This is a genomic window from Luteimonas mephitis DSM 12574 (assembly GCF_000422305.1).
In the GTDB taxonomy this organism is placed as follows: Bacteria; Pseudomonadota; Gammaproteobacteria; order Xanthomonadales; family Xanthomonadaceae; genus Luteimonas; species Luteimonas mephitis.
The window spans coordinates 199,068-223,058 of sequence record NZ_AULN01000013.1 but is presented as its reverse complement, the minus strand read 5'-3'; the positions used below and the strand labels follow the sequence as shown (position 1 = coordinate 223,058).

Below are 23,991 nucleotides of genomic sequence, written 5' to 3'. Positions count from 1 at the left end.
GAAAGGCTACGCCGGCTCGTCCGGGATCAGGTCGGATTCGAGCCGCGCGATCTGGTCCTTGAGCAGCAGCTTGCGTTTCTTCATCCGCTTGACCGCCAGTTCGTCGGCCTGGATGTCGGCCTGCAGGCGGGCGATCGCGAAGTCGAGGTCGCGATGTTCGAGCTTGAGCTCGACCAGCTGCTGGCTGATGACGGCGTCGTTGGCAGGTTCCATCGCCGCCGAGCTTACACGCGCGCCGGCACGGCAGTCATCGCGGGGCCAGGCACCGCGCGCGGCCGCTAGAATGGTCGGTCCATGAGCACCATCCTGCCCCTCTCCGAACCCGTCCGCCGCGCGGCAGCCGGCCCCGACGCCGAGCGCGAACCGCACAAGCTGGCCCGGCGCCTGCGACACCAGGTGGGACGCGCGATCGCCGACTTCGGCATGATCACCGATGGCGACAAGGTCATGGTCTGCCTGTCCGGCGGCAAGGACAGCTACACCCTGCTCGACATCCTGCTGCAGCTGCAGAAAAGGGCACCCGTGTCGTTCTCGATCACCGCGGTCAACCTCGACCAGAAGCAGCCCGGGTTCCCGGAACACGTGCTGCCGGAGTACCTGCAGTCGCTCGGCGTCGAGTACCGGATCCTCGAGCAGGACACCTATTCGGTGGTGACGCGCGTGGTGCCCGAGGGCAAGACGATGTGCTCGCTGTGTTCGCGCCTGCGGCGCGGCGCGCTGTACACGTTCGCCGAAGACAACGGCTACACGAAGATCGCGCTCGGGCACCACCGTGACGACCTGGTCGCGACGTTCTTCCTCAACCTGTTCTTCCACGCGAAGATCAGCGGCATGCCGCCGAAACTGCTCAGCGACGACGGCAGGCACGTGGTGATCCGCCCGCTGGCCTACGTGCGCGAGGACGACATCGTCGCCTACGCCAAGGCGAAGGCCTTCCCGATCATTCCGTGCAACCTGTGCGGCTCGCAGGAGAACCTGCAGCGCAAGCAGGTCGCGCGCATGCTCGAGCAGTGGGAACGCGAATCGCCAGGCCGCGTCGACCAGATCGCGCGCGCGCTGGGCGACATCCGGCCGTCGCAGCTGAGCGACCCGAAGCTGTTCGATTTCCTCGCGCTCGGCCGCGGCGCCGGCGCCGCGCTGCCCGGCGCGCAAGCCTGGCTGGCGGGCGAGCCGCAAGACCACGACGAACCCTGACCGCTGATGTTCTTCCAGCCGCCATCTCCGCGCAGGCGGGATGGCGGACTGTTCTTTCGATACCCGATTCCCGCCTCCCTTTCCCGGACCCTCCATGTTCTTCAGAAACCTCACCCTGTTCCGCTTCCCCACCACCCTCGACCTGTCCGACCTCGACACCCACCTGGCCGAGTTCCCGCTCAAGCCGGTCGGCGGCCTGGAGCTGTCGTCGCGCGGCTTCGTCTCGCCGTTCGGTCGTGACGCCGAGGCGCTGAGCCACCGCATCGACGACGCGATCTGGCTCACCGTCGGCGGCGAGGACAAGCTCCTCCCCGCGGCCGTGGTCAACGACCTGCTGGCGAAGAAGGTGGCCGAGATGGAGCAGCGCGAAGGCCGCAAGCCCGGCGGCCGCGCGCGCAAGCGGTTGAAGGAGGACCTGGTGCACGAACTGCTGCCGCGCGCCTTCGTCCGGCCGTCGCGCACCGACGCGATGCTCGACCTCGAACACGGCCTGTGCATCGTCGACAGCGCCTCGCGCAAGAGCGCCGAAGGCGTCGTGTCGGAGATCCGCAACGCGCTCGGCAGCTTCCCCGCCCTGCCACTGAACGCGGAGATCGCGCCACGCGCGGTGCTCACCGGCTGGATCGCCGGCGAGCCGTTGCCTGACGGTTTCAGCCTCGGCGAGGAATGCGAACTCAAGGACGCCGCCGAGCATGGCGCGGTGGTCAAGTGCCAGAATCAGGAGCTGCAGTCGGACGAGATCGCCAAGCACCTGGAATCGGGCAAGCAGGTGACGAAGCTGGCACTGGTGCTCGACGACCACGTTTCGTTCGTGCTCGGCGAGGACCTCGTCATCCGCAAGCTGAAGTTCCTCGACGGCGCCGTCGACCAGCTCGAAGGCACCGAAACCGAGGACATCCGCGCCGAGCTCGACGCGCGCTTCGCACTGATGGCCGGCGAGCTCAAGCGCCTGTTCGCACTGCTGGAGCCCGCGTTGAGGCTGTCAAAGGCGGATGGGTGAGGCGCTTGCGACGTTCCGGCGCGCCCGTGCGTATCCCCTGATACCGTCCAGTCCCTGGGCCAGCACAGGAGGTTGTCGCGATGAAACGAGATCTTTCCGCACTCGCAGTCGCACTGGCGATTGCCGCCGCGCTGGCGGTTCCGGCGCTGGCGGTCGCGGCGGAGCCGGCGACGCCTGCCGGCGCCACGACGCAGTTCCCGGACAAGCTGACCGAAGCGGGCAAGCAGTTCATCGACCAGTGCTCGGACGACACGCTTGCGGCCAGTCCCGATCCGCTGGTGGCGTCCGCGCGCTGCCAGTCCCTGTACCGGCAGTGGTATTCGCAGGCGGGCGAACCGCTTCCCCGGCAGTACCGCAGCGGCACCTTGAAGTCCAATATTCCGTTCCACAGTTCGGTGATGATGCCGGTCACTCGCGCGCTCTAGGCGCCCGGTGCACGCTCGATCCATTGCGACGGCCCTGCCCGGGGCCGTCGTTTTTCTTTTCTTCCGCGGTGTTTTGCCGCATCCTGACGCGTGACCGATTTCGTTCCGGCGCCTACGCGCATTCCCCCGCACGCATGACCTCCCCGTTCCGTTTGCTGACGCCGAAGCCGCGTGCGGTCGAGCGCGATACGCTCGCGTTCGCGCTCGACGACGGCCGTTGCATCGAGATCCAGCGCGTGCGCGACCCGCGCGCGCGCCGGCTGCGGCTGTCGGTGGACGAACGTGGCGCGCGCCTGACCCTGCCGTTGCGCGCCAGCCTGGTGTCCGGCGAACGCTTCGTGCGCGAACACCGCGACTGGCTCGCGCAGCAGCTGGCGCTGCACGACGACGACGACGGCATCGCACCGTTGCTGCCCGGCGCGACCTCGCAACTGCCGCTGCGCGGGCGGATGCTGCCGCTGTGCTGGCATCCGGGGCGTTTCACGCGACTGCAGTTCGACGGTGACGCGCTGGCCATGCAGGCGCCCGCGCGCGCCGGCCTGCCGGCGCTGCGGCGCGCGCTGCGCGACTTCTACGAAGCGCAGGCGCGCGCCGACCTCGGCCGCTGGCTGCCGCGCTACCTGCCGACGCTGCCGCGCGCGCCGTCGCGGATCCGCTTCAAGGTGATGTCGTCGCAGTGGGGCTCGCTGGCCCCGGACGATGCGATGTCGCTGGACCTGTCGCTGGTGCTGGGCAGCCCGGCCGCGTTCGAATACGTGCTGGTGCACGAGCTGTGCCATCTGGTCCACCGCGACCATTCGGCGGCGTTCTGGCACGAAGTCGAAGCGCGATTCCCGGATTGGCGCGCGCAGCGCCGTTATTTCCACGTCGAAGGCCGTCGGCTCAAGGCCGGCCTGCGACGCCTGCTGGCCTGCTGACCACGCCAATCGCGTTTCACCAGTATCCCCGGCCGTCACCGGGCCACAGCGAACCACCTCGTGTCGATCCACCTGCCCGCCGCCATCCTGGCCATGCTCCTGCTGTCACTGGCCGCCGCGTCAGGCTGCCGGCAGTCGCGCGAAGCGTTCGCCGATTCCGCGCGCGAACATCCGCCGATCCAGCTGCCTGCGCACGATGCGTCGCGCGTGCCCGTCCACGACCGGCCGGGCATCGCGCACGGCGGCACGCTGTCGCTGCCCGCCGACTTCCCCGACGACATCTACCTGCCCGCCGGCTACCGCATCGACAGCCTGATGGATCGCGGCGCACTGCGTGTCGTCAGCCTGCGGGTGCCGGGACAGGTGTCGACCCTGTTCGACGACGCCCGCGCCAGCATGGACGAGCGCGGCTGGAAGCAGACCCTGGCGATGCGCGACGCGAGCGACAGCGCGCTGCTGAACTACGAGAAGGACAACCGTGCCGCCGTGCTGTCGTTCAGCGACGACCATGGTCGCGGCGGCGTGACCATGAACGTGCAGCTGCACAGCGGCATGCACTGACGACGCGCACCTCCCTGTACTGCACCGGCCCGCGCCGGCGCGGCCATCACGATGCATGGGACAAATCGTCGCGATGCGCCAGCAACCGCCGGGCGCGTGGCCCCGGCCTACGGGTCCGGGTGCGCCTGGCGCAGGAAGAAATCGCCGATCGCCGCCGCGACCGCGCGCGGATCCTCCATGTGCAGGTGGTGGCCGCCCGGCAGCATGACCCGCTCGCCATGCGGAAGCAGCGCGGCATGTTCGCTGCGCAGCGGTTCGGGCAGGTAGGGCTGCGGCGGATCGGCGTAGATCACGCGCGCCGGGCATTCGATCCCGGCAATCAGGTTGCGCACCTGCGCTTCGGTCATCCGCACCATCGTCGGCAAGGTCAGGCGCGGGTCGCTGCTCCACTCGTAACCGCCCGCTGCGCCATCGCCCTGCACCGCGCGCATGCCACGCTCGACCAGCAGCCGCGCGGACGCCTCGCCCAGGCCGTTGGCGTGCATCCGCGCGCGCACCGCCGGCTCGATGTCGGGGAAGACGCGCAGCCGCTTGCCCGGCAGCGCGCGGGTGGCGGCTACTGCGTCGCGCAGCCGGCGCGCGGTGTTCTCCGGCGCTTCGGGCAGCGCGCCCAGCGCCTCGATCGCCAGCAGCCGCTCGACCCGGTGCGGGCAGCCGGCCGCGACCAGGCTGGCGATCCCGGCGCCCATCGAGTGTCCGAGCAGGGCAAAGCGCTCCCAGCCCAGCGCATCGGCGATGTCGAGCACCGAATGCACGGCGCCGGCGAACGAATAGTCCGCGCCCGGCGGCAGGTGCGCGCTGCGGCCGTGGCCGGGCAGGTCGGGCGCGACCAGGTCGATGCCATGCAAGCCTGTTCGCTCGAACTCCGCTGCCAGCGGCACGAAGCTGGCGGCATTGTCGAGCCAGCCATGCAGCGCCAGCACCCGCGGCGCGCCGGGCTCCCCGCTGCGCAGGCCGGAGATGCGGCCGATCGGGATGTCGAGTTCGAACCCGCGCGTCAGCGCCATGCATCCAGCTCGCGCTGCACCAGCGCCGCCAGCGCATCGGCATGCGCCGGCGCGTCGTTGAGGCAGGGGATGTAGGACAGTCCGCCGCCGCCCGCGGCGCGGAAGATCTCCGCGTTCTGCAGCGCGATTTCCTCCAGCGTTTCCAGGCAGTCGGCGGGAAACCCGGGGCACATCACGTCGACGCGCTTGATGCCGGCGCCGGCCAGCGCGCGCAAGGTGGCATCGGTCGCCGGCTGCAGCCACTGCTCGCGACCGAAACGGGACTGGAAGGTCACCAGCCACTCACCGTGGCCCAGCCCGAGCGCCTGCGCCAGCGCGGCGGCGGTGGCGTGGCACTGCGCCGAATACGGATCACCGTTGTCGACCAGCCGCTGCGGGATGCCGTGGAACGAGAGCAGCAGGCGTTCGCCACGTCCGTGCGCCTGCCAGTGCGCGCGCACGCTGTCGGCAAGCGCGGCGATCACGCCCGGGTCGGTGGCGTACTGGTCGATCATGCGCAGCGCCGGCGCCGCCCCTTCCTTCTCGACGCGTGCGAGCGCGTCGGCAACCGACGCGGTGGTGGTGGTCGAGTACTGCGGATACAGCGGCAGCACCAGCACCCGCGCACAACCCTGCGCCTGCAGCGCGCGCACTTCGGCGGCGATCTCCGGGCCGCCGTAGCGCATCGCATGGGCGACGCGCACGGCCGGCAGGCGTTCGCCGATCGCAAGCGCCAGACGCTGCGTATGCACCGCCAGCGGCGAGCCGGCGTCCATCCAGACTTCTGCGTACTTCTTCGCCACCTTCGGCGAGCGCAGCGGCAGGATCAGCCCGTGCAGCAGCGGCCACCACAGCAGGCGCGGCAGCTGCACCACGCGCCGGTCGCTGAGGAATTCGGCCAGGTAGCGGCGCACGGCGGCGGCCGTCGGCGCTTGCGGCGTGCCGAGATTCACGACGAGGAGGCCCTGCATGGATGCGGGTGCGGGTGTATCGGCGCCGTCGTCGGCGCTGCGGGCTGGCATGGCTGGCATCTGCATAGGATGGCAGGCCGGCCGGCAGTTGGCACCGCCCGGTGGGAAAATCGACGCCGCGCCTGCACGCCGCGCGCGGAACCATCGCTGCGGCTGCACGGTCCTCAGAGTGGATTCATCCCCCCGCCACTAGCCTGAAGCGCCTGCGTCGCGCGATCCGCGCGCCGCGCCATGATTTCCGCCGGAGCCCGCCATGTCCCTGTCGAACCCGCTTTCGTCGAAACGCACCGCCACGCCGCGCCTGGCATCGCTCGCCATCGCGACGCTGCTCGCCGTGGGCATGGCCACCGCGGCGCACGCCGGGGCGCAGGAGGACGCGCGCTCGGCCAACGCGGTGCGCGTGCTGGCCGACATCCAGGCGATCCCGGAATCGGCGATCCCGGACAAGCTGCTCGACGAAGCGCGCGCGATTGTCGTGGTGCCCGACACGCTCAAGGTCGGGCTGGTGCTCGGCGGCCGCCGCGGCCACGGCCTGATGTCGGTGAAGAATCCCGACGGCACCTGGTCCAACCCGGTGTTCGTCAAGCTCACCGGCGGCAGCATCGGCTTCCAGGCCGGCGTGCAGTCGGCCGACGTGGTGCTGGTGTTCCGCAACGACCGCAGCCTCGAATCGATCGTCAACGGCAAGGTCACCCTCGGCGCCGACGCCGGCGTGGCCGCCGGCCCGGTCGGGCGCAGCGCCGCGCTGGCCACCGACGGCCAGCTCAAGGCCGAGATCTGGTCGTGGTCGCGCGCGCGCGGGCTGTTCGCCGGGGTCGCGCTCGACGGCGCGGTGCTGTCGATCGACGACGCCGCCAACGAGGCGGTGTACGGGCTCGACACCACGCCGCGGATGATCTTCGAAGGCCGCGCCAGGCACGCGCCGTCGACGGCGGTGGTGGATTTCCGCGACCAGCTCGAGGAAGCCACCGCCGCGGCCCGCGCCGCGCGCGGCACCGGCGCGGCATCGCAGCCGGTCGCATCGCAACCTGCGACGAGCGCGCAGCCGCAGCCGGCGGCCACCACCACCCAGCCGCTGCCGAGCGAACCGCAGCCGCAGCCGTTCGAAACGGTCGAGGGCAACCCGGCGACCACCGAGCCGCTTCCGCCCACGCCTTGATGCGGGCGGCACGCGCGGCGCCGCCGTTCGCGGCGCGCTGCGCTATCCTTCGCACTCCTCCAACGTACATGCGAGACAAGCCATGGGCGGTCTGAGCATCTGGCACTGGCTGATCGTGCTCGCGGTCGTGCTGCTCGTTTTCGGCACCAAGCGCCTGACCAGCGGCGCCAAGGATCTTGGCAGCGCGGTCAAGGAATTCAAGAAGGGCATGCGCGACGACGACAAGCCCACCGGGCAGCTCGGCAACCAGTCGCGCACCGACGAAACCGCCACGGACAAGCAGCGCGACGACGACCACGTCCAGCGCTGACGCCGCAGCGCGGCGCCCGCCATGTTCGACATCGGCTTTTCCGAACTCCTCGTCATCGCCGTCATTGCGTTGCTGGTGCTCGGCCCGGAACGGCTGCCGAAGGCGGCGCGCTTCGCCGGCCTGTGGGTACGGCGCGCGCGCGCGCAGTGGTACTCGGTGCGCAGCGAGCTGGAGCGCGAGCTGGCCGCCGACGAACTCAAGCGCAGCCTGCGCGAAACCGAGACCCAGGTGCGCGACATCGACGCGTCGGTGCGTGCGGCCGACGCCGAAGCGCGGCGCGAGTTCGACGCCATGCGCGGCGCGACCAGGGCGATGCCGGCGGAAACCGTCGAAGCCGTTGAAGCCGTCGAATCGCCAGCCGCAGTGACGCCCACCGACCGGCGCGGCGCAGCCGCCCATGCGCACGGCGACGCGTCGCCGGAGCCGGACAGCGCTTCCGACGACGCGACCGGCGAGGCCCGCAATGACCGCGCCTGACGCCGGCGGCGAAGGCAGCCTGCTCGACCACCTGGTCGAACTGCGCTCGCGGCTGCTGCGCGGCATCGTCGGCGTGCTGGTGCTGCTGGTGGCGCTGCTGCCGTTCACCAGCCAGCTGTACACGTGGCTGGCCACGCCGCTGGTCTCGCGGCTGCCGGCCGGGCAGCAGATGATCGCGATGAACCCGGCCGGCGCCTTCTTCGCCCCGATCAAGCTGACCTGCTTCGTCGCCCTGTTCGCCGCCGTGCCGTGGCTGCTGTACCAGGCCTGGGCATTCATCGCACCGGGGCTGTACAAGCGCGAGAAGAAGCTTGCGTTGCCGCTTTTGGGATCGGCGGTGACGCTGTTCTACGCCGGCTGCGCGTTCGCGTACTTCCTCGTGCTGCCGATGGTGTTCAACTTCCTGCTGCGCTTCAAGCCGGACATCGTCGCGATCACCCCGGACATCAACGCGTACCTGGAGTTCGTGCTGGTGATCTTCCTGGCCTTCGGGATCAGCTTCGAACTGCCGGTGGCGCTGGTGATCCTGGTGCTGCTGGGCTGGGTGACCCCGGCGCAGCTGAAGGAATGGCGCGGCTACGCGATCGTCGGCATCTTCATCGTCGCCGCGGTGATCACCCCGCCGGACGTCGTATCGCAGCTGCTGCTGGCGATCCCGATGATGCTGCTCTACGAGGCCGGCATCCTCGCCGCGCACGCGGTGGTGCCGAAGCCCGGCCCGGCCGACGGCGCCGCGGACGACCGCACGCGCTGATGGTCGCAGCCGGGTTCTGGCGCCGCTGCGCGGCCTGGTCGCTGGATGCGGTCCTGGTCGGCGCGCCGGTCGCGCTGCTGGCCTGGCCGCACGTGCGGCACGCGGTCGGCGAACTGGGCGACCAGTATCGCGCCCTGCTCGAAACCGCGGGCCACGGCTTCGGCGATGCGGTGCTGGCGGGTACGCCGCTGGCCACGGTGGCGACGCAGTGGCTCGCCGATCCCGCGCTGCGCGCGGCCACGCAGGCCCTGCAGCACGCACTGTTCGCGCTGCTGTGGCCGCCGCTGCTGGGCTTTGCGGCGCTCGGCGCGCTCTACCACGTGGTGTTCGAATCCGCGCCGCGGCAGGCAACGCCCGGGCAGCGCGCGCTCGGCCTGCGCGTGGTCGGCGTGGACGGCACGCGCATCCGGTACGCGCGCGCACTGCTGCGCCACTTCGCCGGCGCGCTGTCGTGGCTCACCCTCAACATCGGCCACGCCCTGGTGCTGCTGCGCCCGGACGGCCGCGCGCTGCACGACCTGGTCGCCGGCACCCGCGTGGTCCAGGATTGCGCCGCCGGCACGCCGCTGCCGGCCTGGGCGCGGGCGTGGCTGGGCCTGCAAGTGCTGGCGCTGGTCTACGCAACGGTTGCGTTGACCGGCTTCACCCATCGCGCACTGCAGGCGGGACTCGACGCCGCGCTGGGGCTCTGAACCGCGCTCATGCGCAAACCCCTGCCTTGCCCTGCAAGAGCGACTTCAGCCGCGAGCCACTGAATCCGAATTCGCGGATTGAAGGGTCGCTTGCACCACGGAGCGCGAGCGTCATCGAAGAGCTCGCGGCTGAAGCCGCTCCTACACGAACCGCGCGCGGCGTTGCCGCGCATCCTGCTCAGAGCTCGACCTGTCCCGGCGGCAGCGGCGTCGCTTCGCCGCACACGTCGCGCCACATGAAGTACATGACCCCGAACATCACCACGTACATCACCAGCAGCCCGCCGAAATAGACCGGTGCGGCCAGCAGCACCGCCAGCACCGGGTGCACCAGCCCGCCGATCGTGGCCAGCAAGCCGATCACCAGCACCATCACCAGCGCGAACACGAGGAAACCGGCGAACGCCGCCACCGCCAACAGCGCGATCGGCAGCACGTTCTTGAGCGTGCCGGCGATACCGTCGGCCAGCGCGCTGCCGACCGTGCGGCCGGCCAGCGCCACCTGGCCGAAGCCGATCGCGTAGATGCCGCTGAAGAACAATCCCGCCAGCGTCCCCAGCGCCATCATCGTGCCGAAGCCGTCGGGGATGTCCTGCATGACCTTCGCCTGCGCCGCCGGGTCGTTCTGGGTGCTGGCGCTGAGCAGCTCCATGTACCAGTCGAAGAAGCCCTGCCCGAACAGCGCCACGACGGCGACGAACAGCACCAGATAGGCGACGAACATCACCACGCCGAAACCGATCAGCCGGCCGGCGCCGTGGCCGGCCTGGAAGGTTTCGAACAGCGCCGCGGCGCGGGTCGGCCGGCCGTGTTCGGCGGCGTCGATCACCCGCAGCAGGCCGCCGATCAGCAGCGGATACACCACCACCATCAGCAGCGTGCAGGCAGCCATGACGCCCAGGCTCGCGGTCGGCCCCAGCCCGAGCCCGGACTGCAGTCCAAACTGGATGACGCTCGGTACCAGCGCGACCAGCGCCAGCAGGCCGACCGCGCCGAATACCGCCCCGGGATTGCTGCGTCCGATGTTGACCGCCTGCTTCAGCCAGGACCAGCCGGCAGCGGGGCTTCTTGCATGGGTGGACATGACGTTGGGCGCCTCGCGCCGAAGTGTGGAAAACAGACCGGTATCGTACGCGACCGGCATCGCGGGAGCGGCTTCAGCCACGAGATTTCAAAGGACGGAAGCCGGCAAGCTTGTCGCCCCTGCCCTTTGAAAGGGGGTGTCGGGGATTCGCTGCAAAATTCAGTGGCCGAAGCCGCTCCTGCAAGACCGCGGCAACACGACAACCGGAGAGAGGTCAGCGCTGCCGCAAGGCCCCGCGCGCATGGCGCACGAACCGCCGCAGCACGCTGCGCGCATGCGGCGCGGCGGCCACCTCGCTCGCCAGCCGCTTCGGACAGCGTCCTTCTCGGGCCAGCGCATCGGCGCGGGCCTGCACGTAACCGCGCATGTGCACGGTGCCGAACTCCGGATGGAACTGCACGCCCCAGGCAGTGTCGCCCCAGCGGAAAGCGTGGCAGGCATCGTGCACCGAACACGCCAGCACGGTGGCGCCCTCGGGCGCCCGCAGCACGCTTTGCAGGTGCGTGGCCTGGGCCGGGAAGCTGGCCGGAAGCCCGGCGAACAGCGGGTCGGATGCCGCATCGGGCAGCAGGTCGATCGCCACCGTGCCCATCTCGCGCCCGTTCGGGTTGTCGCCCACCTCACCGCCCAGCGCGTGCGCCAGCAACTGGTGGCCATAGCAGATGCCGAACACCGGCACGCCGGCGCGCGCGGCATCGCCCAGCCATGCGGCGCTGCGCTCGCTCCAGTCGCGGCGCTCGGTGACCATCGCCCCGGAGCCGGTGACGATCACCCCGGCCAGCCCCGCATGCGACGGCAGCGCGCCGCCACCTTCGACGTCCAGCGTCGCGGTTTCGCCGCGCGCCAGCCCGGCGGCGCTGCGGATCCAGTGCGGGAAACCGCCGTGGCGGCGCATCGAGGCCACCGGCTGGCCGGTTTCGACGATCAGGAAAGGCTTGTCGGCAGACGTATGCATGGCCGCGATTATCGCCGTCCGCGCGGGCGCCGTCGCCTGCCTCCGGGCACGTGCCGGGGAACCCGCCCGCTATACTGGCCGGCCTTCTCTTGCGACCCGTGGCGATGCAGGGACCGACCTTCCAGCAGCTGATCCAGAAGCTCAACGCCTACTGGGCCGAGCGCGGCTGCGTGCTGATCCAGCCGCTCGACCTCGAGGTCGGCGCCGGCACCTTCCACCCGGCCACCTTCCTGCGCTCGCTCGGCCCGGAGCCGTGGAACGCCGCGTACGTGCAGCCCTGCCGCCGCCCCACCGACGGCCGCTACGGCGAGAACCCCAACCGCCTGCAGCGCTACTACCAGTACCAGGTGGTGATGAAGCCCTCGCCCGACAACATCGTCGAGCTGTACTTCGACTCGCTCAAGGAGCTGGGGGTCGACCCGCTGGTGCACGACCTGCGCCTGGTCGAGGACAACTGGGAATCGCCGACGCTCGGCGCCTGGGGCCTGGGCTGGGAAGTGTGGTTGAACGGGATGGAAGTCACCCAGTTCACCTACTTCCAGCAGGCCGGCGGACTGGAGTGCCGGCCGGTGCTGGGCGAGATCACCTACGGCCTCGAGCGGCTGTGCATGTACCTGCAGAACGTCGACGACGTGTTCGACATCGTCTGGACGTTCGGCCCCGACGGCCGGCCGGTGACCTATCGCGACGTCTACCACCAGAACGAGGTGGAGCAGAGCGCGTACAACTTCGAGCACGCCGACGTGGCCGAGCTGTTCCACCGCTTCGACGCCTGCGAGACGGAGGCGCTGCGCCTGGTCGAACAGGGCCTGCCGCTGCCCGCCTACGAGCAGGTGATGAAGGCGTCGCACAGCTTCAACCTGCTCGACGCGCGCCGCGCGATCAGCGTCACCGAGCGCCAGCGCACCATCCTGCGCGTGCGCCGCCTGTCGCAGGCCGTGGCCGAAAGCTACCTGGCGCAGCGCGAGAAGCTCGGGTTCCCGGGTTTGAAGAAGGCCGCGCAGGCGGCGTGACACCAACAACCCCCTCCCCTTCAAGGGGAGGGCTGGGGTGGGGATGGGTTTCCGTGACGGCGACGCGTCGTGCCGGAAACCCATCCCCGCCTGAATCCGTCCGGCCCTCGCGCATAGCGCTCGGGCGTTCGGACAAATGCGAGCCAGTGGCTCGCAAACATTTGTCCTCACCCCCTTGAAGGGGAGGACTTCAAGGCAAGAGGCTTTCGATGTCCAACACCACATCCCTGCTCATCGAACTCGGCACCGAAGAGCTGCCGGTCAAGGCGTTGCCCGGGCTGGCGCAGGCGCTGTTCGACGGCGTGGTCGACGCGCTGGGCAAGCGCGGCATCGCCGTGGAGCACGGCGGCGCGAAGCCGCTGCATACGCCGCGCCGGCTGGCGGTGCTGCTGCCGTCGGTCGCCGTCGAGCAGCCCGAGCAGGCGTCGGAAGTCCTCGGCCCCTACCTCAACATCGCGCTCGACGCCGACGGACAGCCGACCCGCGCGCTGCAGGGCTTCGCGGCCAAGGCCGGCGTCGAGTGGACCGCGCTGGAGCGCACCAGCGACGCCAAGGGCGAGCGCTTCGTGCACCGCGCGGTGAAGCCGGGCGTGGCGACGCGGGAACTGCTGCCGGAAATCGTGCGCGAGGCGGTCGCGGCGATGCCGATCCCCAAGCCGATGCGCTGGGGCGACCACGACCACGCCTTCGCCCGTCCGCTGCACTGGCTGGTACTGCTGCTGGGCAACGACGTGGTCGAGGGCGAGCTGTTCGGCATCCGCGCCGACCGCATGAGCCGCGGCCACCGCTTCATGCACGACAAGCCGGTGTGGATCGGGCGCCCGGAGGATTACGTCGACGCACTGCGCGGCGCGAAGGTGCTGGTCGATCCCGACGAGCGCCGCGCGCGCATCGTCGCCGAGGTCGAGGCCGCGGCGGAACAGGCCGGCGGCAGCGCCCGCATCGAGCCGGGCAACCTCGCCGAAGTGAACTGCCTGGTCGAATGGCCCAGGGCGGTGGCGTGCTCGTTCGAGGCCGGGTTCCTCGCGGTGCCGCCAGAAGCGCTGGTGGCGACGATGGAAGCCAACCAGAAGTTCTTCCCGGTGCTCGGCGACGGCGGCCGGCTGTCCGAGCATTTCATCGGCGTGGCCAACATCGCGCCGAAGGACGACAGCGAGATCCGCAAGGGCTACGAGCGCGTGATCCGCCCGCGCTTCGCCGACGCGCAGTTCTTCTTCGTCGAGGACATGAAGCAGGGGCTGGCGTCGATGAACGACGGCCTCAAGACCGTCACCTATCAGGCCAAACTGGGCACCGTGGCCGACAAGGTCGCGCGCGTGGCGGCACTGGCCGAAGCCATCGCGCCGCAGGTCGGCGTCGACCCCGCGCTGGCCAGGCGCGCGGCGCTGCTGTCCAAAGCCGACCTGCAGTCGCGCATGGTGGGCGAGTTCCCCGAGCTGCAGGGCATCGCCGGCCGCTACTACGCGATGCAGGATCCCGCGCTCGACGACCTGTCGCATGAGGACCGCAACGCGCTGGCCAACGCCCTCGACGAGGCCTGGCAGCCGCGCTACTCGGCCGACGACATCGCCCTGTCACCGCTGGGCAAGGTGCTGGCGATCGCGGAGCGGCTGGACACGCTGGCCGGCGGTTTTGCCGCGGGGCTCAAGCCGACCGGGAACAAGGATCCGTTCGCGCTGCGGCGCAATGCACTGGGGCTGGCGCGGACGGTGATCGAAAGCGGGTTCGATCTTGATTTGAATAGATTGCTCGCAGATGCCTCCATTAGATGCAACAGCAAGGTGTTGAGCGCAGATCTTCCCTCTGCGAGTGAACTGGAAAGGTCTGTCGAAGTTCTTGAAAGTCTGGATATTTCATCGAAAGAACTCATGTCGGCACTTGAGTCGATTCTGGGAGAGCAGTTCGACGAGAAGTTCACAATTGGCGTCGTCAACTGCGTTACGGATCAGGTGCCGCACTTGAAGGACTTCATCCTCGACCGCCTCCGCGGCTACTACGCCGACAAGGGCGTACCGGTGCAGCACTTCAACGCCGTCGCCGAGCTGCGCCCGGCCTCGCTGTACGACTTCGACCGCCGCATCGACGCCATCGGCACCTTCGCGCAGCTGCCGGAGGCCGAGGCACTGGCCGCGGCCAACAAGCGCATCAACAACATCCTGAAGAAGGCCGGCGACGGCATCCCTGCGACGATCGATCCGTCCCTGCTGAAGGAGCCGGCCGAGGCTGCACTGGCCGAGGCCGTCGAGGCGGTCTATGCCGAGACCGGCCACGCGCTGGCCCATGGCGACTACGTCGACGCGCTCGCGCACCTGGCGCGGCTGCGGCCGCAGGTGGACGCCTTCTTCGACAGCGTGATGGTCAACGCCGACGACATCGCGCTGCGCAACAACCGCCTCGCGCTGCTGCGGCGGCTGTCCGAGCGCCTCGGCAGCGTGGCCGCGATCGAGCACCTGTCGGGCTGAGCCTGGACCGCGTTGCCATTGCTCTTGTAGGAGCGGCGGAAGCCGCGATGCTTTACCGGCAAAGCATCGCGGCTTCCGCCGCTCCTACAAATGCCAAGCCATTCCAAACACCAAGCCATCCCAAGCGCCTCGCCACCGCAAGCGCCAGGACAACGGCTCGCGGCTGAAGCCGCTCGCACATGACATTCACCTGGTCTTGTGATCTACCCGTTAATCGCCTTTTGACGCATGCCGGTTATTCTCCCCGCATGCCCCCGGCCCTCCCCCGCATCGCCGCCGCAGCCCTGCTCCTGTTCGCCTGCGGCGCCGTCGACGCGGCGACCGTGCGTTCGGTCGAAATCCATGGTCTCGACGAGGCCATGACCGAGAACGTGCGGACCTCCCTGTCGCTGGTCGATGCGATCGGCAAGGACGTGGCCGGCAGGCGCCTGGGCTACCTGGTGCGCGAGGCCGACGACGAGGCGCGCGAGGCGCTGGAGCCGTTCGGCTACTACTCGCCGCAGATCACGGTGGAACGCAGCCGCAGCAATGGCGGCAATGGCAACGGCAACGGCGCTACCGACGTGGTGATCACCATCGATCCCGGTGAACCGGTGCGGGTGCGCGACGCCGACATCGCGATCCTCGGCGCCGGCGGCCGCGACCGCTACCTGAAGCAGGACCTGGGCAAGTTCAGGCCCAACACCGGCGAGGTCTTCAACCACGCGCTGTACGAGGCCAGCAAGACCCGCATCACCCGGCGCCTGGCCGAGCGCGGCTACTTCGACGCCGACTTCGCCTCGCACCGGGTCGAGGTGACGCGCGCGCAGAACGCGGCCGACATCGACCTGGTGTGGACCAGCGGCGAGCGCTATGACATGGGCGTGACCACCTTCACCCAGTCGCCGAAACCGGTGGTCAGCAACCGGCTGCTGGACAAGCTGGTGTACTGGAAGGCAGGCGAGTACTACCACCAGGGCCGCCTGGACCGGCTGCGCCAGTCGCTGATCGCGCTGGACTACTTCAGCCGCATCGACATCCAGCCGCGCCCCGAGGATGCGGTCGACGGGCAGGTGCCGGTGCAGGTGGCGCTGACGCCGGCCAAGCGCGACGTCTACACCGCCGGCGTGAGCTACGGCACAGAGAGCGGCGCCGGCGTGCGCTTCGGCCTGGAGCGGCGCTACGTCAACCAGCGCGGGCACAAGGCGCTGGCGCAGGTGGATTACGCGCAGAAGCGCAAGACGCTCACGCTGCAGTACCGGATCCCCGCGTTCGCCTGGCTCGACGGCTGGTACACCGCCAGCCTGCAGTTCGCCGACGAACAGACCGATTACATCGATTCGCGCCGGATCGAGTTCGTGGCCAGCCGCAGCGGCCAGTACAACCGCAACCTGAACCTGGTCGCCTCGCTGCACGTGCTGCGTGAGCGCTGGGCCTACGTGGCCGAGGACGACGGCGACCCGGACACACCCACCCAGTACCGCTTCGCGACGTTCGCGTTTCCGGCGCTGCGGGCCGAGTACATCGACGTCGACGACAAGCTGTTTCCGCGCCGCGGGATCGGCGGCTCGGTGATGCTGCGCGGCGGCCTCGAAGGGGCGGGCTCGGACGCGAACTTCTTCCAGGTGCATGCGCGCGCGAGCTGGTTCAAGGGACTGGGCGAACGCAACCGGCTGATCGTGCGCGGCGAGATCGGCCACACCTTCACCGACGCGCTGACCGCGATGCCGCCGAGCCTGCGCTTCTACGCCGGCGGAGACCGCAGCATCCGCGGCTACGAATGGCGCGAGGTCGGCCCGCGCCTCGGCAAGTTCTCGACCGGCGCCAAGAACGTGGTCACCGCCAGCGGCGAGTTCGAGCATTACTTCAACGACAGCTGGGGCTTTGCTACCTTCGTCGACGGCGGCAGCGCGTTCGACGGCACCGACGTCGACTGGCACACCGGCGTCGGCGTCGGCGTGCGCTGGAAATCGCCGGTGGGGCCGCTGCGCTTCGACATCGCACACGGCCTCGACCATCCCGACTCGCCGTTCACGATCGGCCTGAGCATCGGGGCGGAGTTCTGAGCATGGCCCCGGGCTTCCGCCACCGCCGCCGCATCGACCCCGACCTCACCCCCGAGCAGCGCGAAGCGCGCATCGCCGAGCTGCGTGCCCGCCGCCGTGCGCGTGCCAGGGTGCTCGCGCGGCGCAGCGCGTTCACCGCCGTGGGCCTGGCGCTGCTGGTGCTGGTTGTGGCGTGGTGGCTGCTGTCCACGCTGGGCGGGCGTGACTTCCTGCTCGCGCAGGTCAAGGCGAGGCTGCCCGCGGGCACCAGCCTGTCGTGGAGCCGGGCCGAAGGACCGGCCAGCGGACCGTTGACGATGCACGACGTGCGCTTCGTGCAGAAGACCTGCCCGCAAAAGGACGGCGAGCCGGTGCCCTATGGGCAATGCGCGAAGCCGGGCACGCTGACGTTCACCGCGCGCCGGATCGTGATCGACCCCGACATCCGCCCACTGCTCGGCAGGCTGCTGCGCCTGGACACGATGATCGTCGAGGGCGCCACGCTCGACCTGCCGAAAACCGACTCGCCGTTCGAACTGCCGACGTGGCCCGAGGTGCTGCCCGACATCACCCCGCCGCTGGGGCTGCAGGCCGACGCGATCCGCATCGACGGCTTGAGCATCTCGCAGGAAGGCGAACACCTGATCGACATCCGCAGCGTGCGCGGCGGCCTCGACGCGCGCGAGCAGCAGTTGCACCTCGAACACGTCGTGGTCGACAGCGACCGCGGCCGCTTCACCGCGCATGGCGACTACGCGCCGCGCGACGATTACCGCACCGACCTCACCGCCACCTTGGTGATCCCGGTGACGGGCAACAGCGCGTCGCCTCTCCAGCGCGCGCCATTGCGGGTGGGCCTGGTGGCGCGCGGCAACCTGCAGCGCATGGACGTCGGCATCGGCGGCGCGCTGCCCGGCCCTGTGCGCGCCACGCTGCAGCTGCGCGGCAAGGACACGCCCGTCTGGCAGCTGCGGGCGCAGGCCGACCGGCTCGACACCGCGCTGCTCGCGGGTGCCAGCGAGCCCAGCCCGACGCCGACGTCGCTGCAGCTGCGCGCCGACGGCATCGGCGGCAGCGCCACCGTGCAGGGCCGGTTCGAACAGGGCGAACTGCGCGCCACCGTGCGTCCCTCGAAGCTGATGCTGGAGAACAAGGTGCTGGCGTTCGAACCGCTGGAGCTGGAGATCTTCGATGGCACCGTCACCGCGCGCGGGCGCGGCGATTTCAGCGACGGCACGCAGGCCACGTTCCGCTACGCGGTCAACGCGCGCGGCCTGCGGTTCGGCGGCGCGCCGGCCGATCCGGTCGCCGGCACCGGGGCCACGCCGCTGATTGCGGTCGACGCCGACCTCGGCCTGGCCGGCACCACCGCCGCGTGGGCGGCGGTGGGCAAGGCCGACGTCGCGCGCAACGGCGACCGCGCGGCGGTGACGCTCGATGGCCGCGGCCACGACGGCGGCATGACGCTCAAGACGCTGCGTGCGACAACGCCGACGGGGACGTTCGACGCGCGCGGCGAGATCGCGTGGAACCCCGCGACCAGCTGGAAGCTCGACGCCACCCTCGACGGCTTCGATCCGGGCTACTTCGCCGCCGGCTGGGATGGCGACATCGACGGCAAGATCGCTACGCAGGGCCGCGCGCTCGATGCCGGCGGCTTCGACGCCACGCTGTCGGTGCCCTCGCTCACCGGAACCCTGCGCGGCCGTGCGCTCGACGGCAAGGCCGACGTCACGGCGCGCGGCGAAACGTATTCCGGGACCGTGAATCTCGCGCTCGACCGCGGCCGCATCGACGTCGAAGGCCAGGCCGGCACCGCGCCGCGGCTGCACTGGGACGCACGGGCGACGCTCGACGGTTTCGATCCGGGCTTCTTCGTCGACGGCTGGACCGGCGCGGTCGATGCCGACATCGCCAGCAAGGGCAGCGCGCGCGAGGACGGCGGCGTGGATGCCACCGTCGACATCCCGCGCATCGGCGGCCAGCTGCGCGGCCGCGCGCTCAAGGGGCGCGCCCGCGCCGAGTTCAAGGCGCTGGCCAGCTCCACGGTGCAGCCGGTCTATTCGGGCGAAATCGCGCTGAGCGCGGGCAACAGCCGCATCGACGCCGAGGGCCGGGTGGCCAACGCGATCGCGATCGACGCGCGGCTGTCGCCGCTGCACCTGGACGACCTGCTGCCCGATGCCGCCGGCACGCTGCGCGGCACCCTGCGCCTCGCCGGCCCGCGCAACGCGCCCGATGTTGAAGCCGACCTCGCCGGCGCCGGCCTGAAGTACGGCGACTACGGCGCCGCGTCGCTGCTCGCGAAGGGCCGCCTGCCCTGGCATCGCGGCAGCGGCGCGCTGGCGCTGTCGGCGCAGGGCGTCCATGCCGGCGTCGCGCTCGACGCCGTGCGCATCGATGCGACCGGCGCGGTCGAGAACCTGCAGCTCGACGCCAGCGCACGCGGCGCGATCGGCGCGCTGGACCTGGCCGGCAGCGCACGGAAGACCGGCGCCAACTGGCAGGGCATGCTGGCCTCGCTGCAGCTCGCGCCGGCAAAGGGCGCGAGCTGGCGCCTGCAGTCGCCGGCGCGCTATGCGCAGCAAGGGCGCAACTGGACGCTGTCGCAAAGCTGCTTCGCCGCCAGCGACGGCGGCACGCTGTGCGCCAGCGCCGACTGGCCGCGCCGCGGTCTTGCCGTCGAAGGCCACGGGCTGCCGCTGTCGCTGGCCACGCCCTACCTGCCCGAACGCGAGGAAGGCCGGCCATGGGTGCTGCGCGGCGAAATCGCGCTCGACGGCCAGCTTCGCCCGGCCGGCAACGCCTGGCAGGGCCGGGTGAACGTGTCCTCCACCGAGGGCGGCCTGCGCATGAGCCAGCGCGCGCGCCACGACGTCATCCGCTACCGCAACCTCAACCTCGACGCCGACTTCAACCCGCAGCGGATCAACGCCATGCTCTCCAGCGCGCTCAACGACGACGGCCGCATCAATGCGCGCGTCGCCACCGGCTGGGACGCAAACTCGCCGCTCTCCGGCGAAGTCGACGTCGATACCGACGAGCTGACCTGGCTGGAACTGTTCTCGCAGGACATCGTCGAGCCCGCCGGCAGGCTCAGCGGCCATGTCACCCTCGCCGGCACGCGCGCCGAACCGGCGCTGGGCGGGCAGGCCCGGCTCACCGGCTTCAGCACCGAACTGCCGGCGCTGGGCATCGCGCTGGACAGCGGCGACGTGCGCCTGGACGCACTGGCCGACGGCACCGCGCGCATCACCGGCAGCGTGCGTTCCGCGCCGCCGGACAGCGTCACCGGGGCCGGCATCCTGCGCCTGGACGGCAGCCTGGGCTGGCGCGGCGACGACATGCCGCTGGTGCTGCGCGTGCACGGCGACGAGGTGCTGCTGTCCAACACCCGCGACCTGCGCGCCATCGCCAGCCCCGACATCACCGTGCGCTATGCCGCGCGCCAGCCGCTCAGCGTCTCGGGCAAGGTGACCGTGCCCAGCGCACTGATCGACCTGGAGCGCCTCGACGAAGGCGTGTCCACCTCGTCCGACGTCGTGGTCCTCGATCCGGTCGACCCCGAACGCACCGGCGCCTCGCCGCTCGACCTCGACCTGGCCCTGGCCATGGGCGAGGACGTGAAGCTCAAGGGCTTCGGCCTCGACGGCACGCTCGGCGGCGAGATGCGCGTGCGCGCGGTGCCGGGGCGCGAGATGACCGCGACCGGCAACCTCGAGGTCGGCGGCAAGTACGCGGCCTACGGGCAGAAGCTGCAGATCACCCGCGGCCACCTGGTGTGGTCGAACAGCCCCGTCTCGGATCCGATCCTCGACATCCGCGCCGAGCGCCGGATCGAAGCACAGGACATCACCGCCGGCATCGACGTCACCGGCCGCGCGTCTTCACCGCAGGCGAGGGTGTGGACGGATCCGGCCACCAACGATTCCGAGGCGCTGTCCTACCTCGCGCTCGGCCGCTCCACCGCCAACCTGTCGAGCGACGAGAGCAACCAGCTCAACGCCGCCACCACCGCGCTCAATGCCGGCGGCAGCCTGCTGGCCGGGCAGATCGGCAGCAAGATCGGCCTCGACGACGCCGGGGTGATGGAGTCGCGCGCGCTCGGCGGCAGCGTGCTGGGCGTCGGCAAGCAGCTTTCGCCGCGGCTGTACGTCGGCTTTGGCGTCTCGCTGCTGGGCACCGGCCAGGTGCTCACGCTCAAGTACCTGCTGCGCAAGGGCTTCGACATCGAAGTCGAATCCAGCTCCGTGGAGAACCGCGGCTCGGTGAACTGGCGCAAGGAGAAGTAGCCGCCGGACCGGGCGCTGCGGATGCCCGCGCGCATTCGCAGGCGCGCGGGTCGACCGACATCCCGGGCGCAGCGACGGATCTTCGCCTTCCGGCCGGCACTTCCCCTGCCGCACTTGAGGTGACATGGCCGGGCAATGCATGCAACCCTTGGGAGCCATCCGGCCGCCGCGACGAATCCATTCCCGGAGTCCTTCCATGCGCACCCTGTTCGCTTCCCTCGTGCTGCTGGGCTGCACCACCGCCTTCGCCGGCACCCCGCTTCCGGACGCCCCGCACGTCGTCGCGTCCGGCCAGGGCAAGGTCTCCGTGAAGCCGGACAGCGCCCGCGTACAGTTCGACTTCGAGCAGCGCGCGCCACGGCCGTTGCCGGCCAAGCAGGCCGTCGATGCCGCGGTCAACCGGCTGCTCGATGGCCTCCACGCCTACGGCGTCGCCGACGACGACATCGCCGCGTCCAGCCTCGATGCCTCCGAAGACGTCGATTACGACGACGAAGGCAAGCGCACCAGCAACGGCTTCGTCGCCTCGCGCAGCGTCACCGTGCTGCTGGAGGACATCGATCGACTCAACGAGTTCCTCGACAACGGGCTTGCCTCGGGCGCGCATGGCATTGGCAGCGTCGCGTTCGAATCCAGCCGCAAGGGCGCGCTGCGCGAAGAGGCCCGGAAGAAGGCGGTCGCCGATGCGCGCGCCCAGGCAGGCGAGATGGCCACGGCGTTCGGCGCGCGGCTGGGCCCGGTGTACAGCATCGGCAGCATCAATTCGCGTTACGAGAACCAGTACGGCGCCACCACCCTCGACCGCATCGAGGTGACCGGCTCGCGGATCGACCCGGGCCGCTACGTGCAGCCCGAAGTCGAATACATCGAGTCGGTCAACGTGGTGTTCGAACTGCTGCGCTGACGCCACCGCACGCTCAGCGCGGCGGTGCGATCCGCATCCCGTGCAGCTGCGGCACGCCGGCCGCCACATCGGTCCAGACCAGGAACGCCTCGCCGTCGCGCACGGCCAGCTTCGGGAAGCCGGTGGCGCGCCCGCGCCCCTGCAATTTCGCGACCTGCGTGCGCGATAGTTCGCGCGACAGATCCGGCGCGTAGCGGGCCAGCCACAGCGACTGTCCAGCGGCGTCTTCGCGCAGCCACGCCACCCAGGCCTGCTTCGCGTCCAGCGCCACGTCCACGCGGCCCTGCACCGCTTCGCCCGCATCCACCTGCACCGGCGCGGCGAACGTGTCACCCGCGTCGACGCTGTAAGCCAGCTGCACCTTTGGCATATCGCCGGCGGCGCTGTACCAGGCCACGACTGCGTTGTCGCCGGCGGCGGCCACCGCGGGGCCGTTCACCGGGCAGGCCGCGATCTTCCAGCCATCGGCATGCACGACACGCGACGCGCGCCAGGCGTCGCCTTCCAGCCGCGTGGCATGGATGTCGCGGATCTCGTTGTCGGTGCGGTCGCGATAGACCAGCAGCGGCCCGCGCGCGGTCACGGCCACGTCGGTGCCGCAGCAGTCGCAGACCGACGGATCGACTTCCACGGCATCGGCGATCCGCGACGCGGTGTCGATGGTCGCCGCGCGCAGCGACATCATGCCCGCGCCTTCGGCCGTGCCGTTGCCACCATCGTGCGCGGCATGCGCCGCGTGCGCGCCGCCGGTATTGCGTCCGTCCAGCCACGCCATCCCGAGCCGGTCGCGGGCCGCGGGCCAGAACGAGACAAAGCCATGCTCGACCGCCTTGCCGTCGTCGTGCGCACGCACCGGCGCGCTCCAGGTCAGGCCGTCGTCGACCGAATGCGTGACGATGACGTCATACGCCGCACCGCCATCTTCGCCACGCGTCTTCTGCAGCCAGTGCGCCCAGATCGTGCCGTCGGCGGTGGCGGCCACATGCGGCGTATCGGCCCAGTTGACCACCATCGACGCGCCCACCGCGATCGTCTTCGGCGTCCACTGCCACGGCCCCTGGCGATCGAAAGTGGTGTACTGCAGCGCGTGCCGGCTCTTGTCGTACGGCTTGATCCAGCTCAGCAGCAGCCGGCCGTCGGGTGCCAGCGACAGGTCCGGCTGCGCGGACCCGGCAGCGGCAGGAACCGGCCACTGGGTCAGGGTGTTGCCGGCGGCGTCGGTGGTGGTTTCAGGCCGCGGCACCTGCTGGCAACCGGCCAGCAACGCGCATGCGACGATCGTGGCGAGGGCGTTGTTCATGGTGCGAAGCCTACTCCAGCCGGCACGGGCGCGGCGCATCCGCGCCATCCATGCGAACGGACAGCGGCGGGAAGTTACCGACACTCCGAAAGCAGCCGAACCAGCTATGGCAGCGGGATGTCCTTCTCGTCGGTCGGCAGCCCGAAGGTTGCGCGATCCTTGCGCAGGAACTCCGGCATGGGCGGGCGCGCGATACCATGCTCGCGCAGCCAGACCTGGCACTTGCGCTGCCACTCCTCGCCCCTGGGCTGGACCGGCAGGTAATGGATCGCTTCCAGGATCGGCCAGCCTTCAAGGTTCTCGCTGCCGGTGTATTCCGGTGGCGGAGTGGTCTTCACGGTCGGATCACCCCCGTGTTGCAACAGCCAGTACGCCTCCTCGAAGTCACCGAGGCGGGCGTACCACGCCATCACCGGATCGGCCATGTTCCCATGCAACGCATAGTTGACGTCGGCACGACGTCGCGCACGAAGCGGTGACGCGGCACGCCATGGAAGACGTCGTGCAGCCC

The 23,991-nt window shown here is 70.4% G+C and carries 22 protein-coding genes; 15 read left to right on the top strand and 7 right to left on the bottom strand.

Going from position 1 to position 23,991, the window contains the following annotated elements:
* Positions 1 to 6 precede the first annotated feature (6 nt).
* Positions 7 to 213 carry a YdcH family protein gene (locus H570_RS0103530; protein ID WP_027079539.1) on the bottom strand — a complete coding sequence of 69 codons (207 nt, stop codon included), beginning with the start codon at positions 211 to 213 and terminating at the stop codon, positions 7 to 9.
* A gap of 81 nt (positions 214 to 294) precedes the next feature.
* Here H570_RS0103530 and ttcA point away from each other — a divergent pair, with 81 nt between their 5' ends.
* From ttcA to H570_RS0103505, 5 genes are all read left to right on the top strand, one after another.
* Entirely contained in the window at positions 295 to 1,194 is a 900-nt protein-coding gene (ttcA, locus tag H570_RS0103525) for a tRNA 2-thiocytidine(32) synthetase TtcA (protein ID WP_027079538.1), read from the top strand.
* 94 nt (positions 1,195 to 1,288) lie between these two features.
* Entirely contained in the window at positions 1,289 to 2,194 is a 906-nt protein-coding gene (locus H570_RS0103520; protein ID WP_027079537.1) for a recombination-associated protein RdgC, read from the top strand.
* An 80-nt stretch (positions 2,195 to 2,274) separates the two neighbouring features.
* Positions 2,275 to 2,619: a hypothetical protein gene (locus tag H570_RS0103515; protein WP_027079536.1), complete on the top strand. Its 345-nt coding sequence runs from the start codon at positions 2,275 to 2,277 to the stop codon at positions 2,617 to 2,619.
* Between the two features lie 134 nt (positions 2,620 to 2,753).
* Positions 2,754 to 3,536 carry a M48 family metallopeptidase gene (locus H570_RS0103510; protein WP_027079535.1) on the top strand — a complete coding sequence of 261 codons (783 nt, stop codon included), beginning with the start codon at positions 2,754 to 2,756 and terminating at the stop codon, positions 3,534 to 3,536.
* Between the two features lie 60 nt (positions 3,537 to 3,596).
* Positions 3,597 to 4,097: a hypothetical protein gene (locus H570_RS0103505; protein WP_027079534.1), complete on the top strand. Its 501-nt coding sequence runs from the start codon at positions 3,597 to 3,599 to the stop codon at positions 4,095 to 4,097.
* 107 nt (positions 4,098 to 4,204) lie between these two features.
* Here H570_RS0103505 and H570_RS0103500 read toward each other — a convergent pair whose 3' ends face one another.
* Complete coding sequence (locus H570_RS0103500; RefSeq protein ID WP_027079533.1) at positions 4,205 to 5,104, bottom strand: alpha/beta fold hydrolase; 900 nt, start codon at positions 5,102 to 5,104, stop codon at positions 4,205 to 4,207.
* The gene (gene hemH, locus H570_RS0103495) at positions 5,095 to 6,105 is read right to left on the bottom strand and encodes a ferrochelatase (RefSeq protein WP_084499782.1); all 1,011 of its coding nucleotides are present in this window, start codon (positions 6,103 to 6,105) and stop codon (positions 5,095 to 5,097) included. Before hemH ends, H570_RS0103500 begins: the two co-directional genes overlap by 10 nt.
* A gap of 202 nt (positions 6,106 to 6,307) precedes the next feature.
* Between hemH and H570_RS16230 the strand changes: the two genes are divergently transcribed.
* The 5 genes from H570_RS16230 (at position 6,308) to H570_RS18040 (ending at position 9,446) form a co-directional block, all read left to right on the top strand.
* Entirely contained in the window at positions 6,308 to 7,213 is a 906-nt protein-coding gene (locus tag H570_RS16230) for a lipid-binding SYLF domain-containing protein (RefSeq protein WP_051176082.1), read from the top strand.
* A gap of 82 nt (positions 7,214 to 7,295) precedes the next feature.
* Entirely contained in the window at positions 7,296 to 7,523 is a 228-nt protein-coding gene (gene tatA, locus H570_RS0103485; protein WP_027079531.1) for a Sec-independent protein translocase subunit TatA, read from the top strand.
* A 21-nt stretch (positions 7,524 to 7,544) separates the two neighbouring features.
* Positions 7,545 to 8,000, top strand: a complete 456-nt coding sequence (gene tatB / locus H570_RS0103480; RefSeq protein WP_027079530.1) for a Sec-independent protein translocase protein TatB — start codon at positions 7,545 to 7,547, stop codon at positions 7,998 to 8,000.
* Entirely contained in the window at positions 7,987 to 8,754 is a 768-nt protein-coding gene (gene tatC / locus H570_RS0103475; protein WP_027079529.1) for a twin-arginine translocase subunit TatC, read from the top strand. Before tatB ends, tatC begins: the two co-directional genes overlap by 14 nt.
* On the top strand, positions 8,754 to 9,446 hold the full coding sequence (locus tag H570_RS18040; RefSeq protein WP_051176081.1) for an RDD family protein: 693 nt from the start codon (positions 8,754 to 8,756) through the stop codon (positions 9,444 to 9,446). The genes tatC and H570_RS18040 overlap by 1 nt, the downstream gene beginning before the upstream one ends.
* 178 nt (positions 9,447 to 9,624) lie before the next feature.
* Here H570_RS18040 and H570_RS0103465 read toward each other — a convergent pair whose 3' ends face one another.
* Positions 9,625 to 10,530, bottom strand: coding sequence for a hypothetical protein (locus tag H570_RS0103465; protein ID WP_156899816.1), 906 nt, complete (start codon positions 10,528 to 10,530; stop codon positions 9,625 to 9,627).
* 214 nt (positions 10,531 to 10,744) lie between these two features.
* Positions 10,745 to 11,485 carry a glutamine amidotransferase gene (locus tag H570_RS0103460; RefSeq protein ID WP_036135012.1) on the bottom strand — a complete coding sequence of 247 codons (741 nt, stop codon included), beginning with the start codon at positions 11,483 to 11,485 and terminating at the stop codon, positions 10,745 to 10,747.
* 104 nt (positions 11,486 to 11,589) lie between these two features.
* Between H570_RS0103460 and glyQ the strand changes: the two genes are divergently transcribed.
* The 5 genes from glyQ (at position 11,590) to H570_RS0103435 (ending at position 22,180) form a co-directional block, all read left to right on the top strand.
* Entirely contained in the window at positions 11,590 to 12,498 is a 909-nt protein-coding gene (gene glyQ, locus H570_RS0103455) for a glycine--tRNA ligase subunit alpha (protein ID WP_027079526.1), read from the top strand.
* Positions 12,499 to 12,707: 209 nt separating this feature from the next.
* Complete coding sequence (glyS, locus tag H570_RS0103450; RefSeq protein WP_027079525.1) at positions 12,708 to 14,960, top strand: glycine--tRNA ligase subunit beta; 2,253 nt, start codon at positions 12,708 to 12,710, stop codon at positions 14,958 to 14,960.
* Positions 14,961 to 15,208: 248 nt separating this feature from the next.
* On the top strand, positions 15,209 to 17,005 hold the full coding sequence (locus tag H570_RS0103445; protein ID WP_036135008.1) for an autotransporter assembly complex protein TamA: 1,797 nt from the start codon (positions 15,209 to 15,211) through the stop codon (positions 17,003 to 17,005).
* Between the two features lie 2 nt (positions 17,006 to 17,007).
* Positions 17,008 to 21,276, top strand: a complete 4,269-nt coding sequence (locus H570_RS0103440) for a translocation/assembly module TamB domain-containing protein (protein ID WP_051176078.1) — start codon at positions 17,008 to 17,010, stop codon at positions 21,274 to 21,276.
* Between the two features lie 196 nt (positions 21,277 to 21,472).
* Positions 21,473 to 22,180, top strand: a complete 708-nt coding sequence (locus tag H570_RS0103435) for an SIMPL domain-containing protein (RefSeq protein WP_027079522.1) — start codon at positions 21,473 to 21,475, stop codon at positions 22,178 to 22,180.
* Positions 22,181 to 22,193: 13 nt separating this feature from the next.
* Here H570_RS0103435 and H570_RS16220 read toward each other — a convergent pair whose 3' ends face one another.
* Positions 22,194 to 23,480 (bottom strand): sialidase family protein, encoded by a 1,287-nt coding sequence (locus H570_RS16220; protein WP_051176075.1) that lies wholly within the window; start codon positions 23,478 to 23,480, stop codon positions 22,194 to 22,196.
* Between the two features lie 104 nt (positions 23,481 to 23,584).
* Complete coding sequence (locus H570_RS16215) at positions 23,585 to 23,905, bottom strand: hypothetical protein (RefSeq protein WP_051176074.1); 321 nt, start codon at positions 23,903 to 23,905, stop codon at positions 23,585 to 23,587.
* Positions 23,906 to 23,991: the final 86 nt, after the last annotated feature.

Coding starts and splice junctions, on each gene's coding strand:
- H570_RS0103530 (WP_027079539.1), bottom strand. CDS start 213: ATGGAACCTGCCAACGACGCCGTCATCAGCCAGCAGCTGGTCGAGCTC.
- ttcA (WP_027079538.1), top strand. CDS start 295: ATGAGCACCATCCTGCCCCTCTCCGAACCCGTCCGCCGCGCGGCAGCC.
- H570_RS0103520 (WP_027079537.1), top strand. CDS start 1,289: ATGTTCTTCAGAAACCTCACCCTGTTCCGCTTCCCCACCACCCTCGAC.
- H570_RS0103515 (WP_027079536.1), top strand. CDS start 2,275: ATGAAACGAGATCTTTCCGCACTCGCAGTCGCACTGGCGATTGCCGCC.
- H570_RS0103510 (WP_027079535.1), top strand. CDS start 2,754: ATGACCTCCCCGTTCCGTTTGCTGACGCCGAAGCCGCGTGCGGTCGAG.
- H570_RS0103500 (WP_027079533.1), bottom strand. CDS start 5,104: ATGGCGCTGACGCGCGGGTTCGAACTCGACATCCCGATCGGCCGCATC.
- hemH (WP_084499782.1), bottom strand. CDS start 6,105: ATGCCAGCCCGCAGCGCCGACGACGGCGCCGATACACCCGCACCCGCA.
- H570_RS16230 (WP_051176082.1), top strand. CDS start 6,308: ATGTCCCTGTCGAACCCGCTTTCGTCGAAACGCACCGCCACGCCGCGC.
- tatA (WP_027079531.1), top strand. CDS start 7,296: ATGGGCGGTCTGAGCATCTGGCACTGGCTGATCGTGCTCGCGGTCGTG.
- tatB (WP_027079530.1), top strand. CDS start 7,545: ATGTTCGACATCGGCTTTTCCGAACTCCTCGTCATCGCCGTCATTGCG.
- tatC (WP_027079529.1), top strand. CDS start 7,987: ATGACCGCGCCTGACGCCGGCGGCGAAGGCAGCCTGCTCGACCACCTG.
- H570_RS18040 (WP_051176081.1), top strand. CDS start 8,754: ATGGTCGCAGCCGGGTTCTGGCGCCGCTGCGCGGCCTGGTCGCTGGAT.
- H570_RS0103465 (WP_156899816.1), bottom strand. CDS start 10,530: ATGTCCACCCATGCAAGAAGCCCCGCTGCCGGCTGGTCCTGGCTGAAG.
- H570_RS0103460 (WP_036135012.1), bottom strand. CDS start 11,485: ATGCATACGTCTGCCGACAAGCCTTTCCTGATCGTCGAAACCGGCCAG.
- glyQ (WP_027079526.1), top strand. CDS start 11,590: ATGCAGGGACCGACCTTCCAGCAGCTGATCCAGAAGCTCAACGCCTAC.
- glyS (WP_027079525.1), top strand. CDS start 12,708: ATGTCCAACACCACATCCCTGCTCATCGAACTCGGCACCGAAGAGCTG.
- H570_RS0103445 (WP_036135008.1), top strand. CDS start 15,209: ATGCCCCCGGCCCTCCCCCGCATCGCCGCCGCAGCCCTGCTCCTGTTC.
- H570_RS0103440 (WP_051176078.1), top strand. CDS start 17,008: ATGGCCCCGGGCTTCCGCCACCGCCGCCGCATCGACCCCGACCTCACC.
- H570_RS0103435 (WP_027079522.1), top strand. CDS start 21,473: ATGCGCACCCTGTTCGCTTCCCTCGTGCTGCTGGGCTGCACCACCGCC.
- H570_RS16220 (WP_051176075.1), bottom strand. CDS start 23,480: ATGAACAACGCCCTCGCCACGATCGTCGCATGCGCGTTGCTGGCCGGT.
- H570_RS16215 (WP_051176074.1), bottom strand. CDS start 23,905: ATGGCCGATCCGGTGATGGCGTGGTACGCCCGCCTCGGTGACTTCGAG.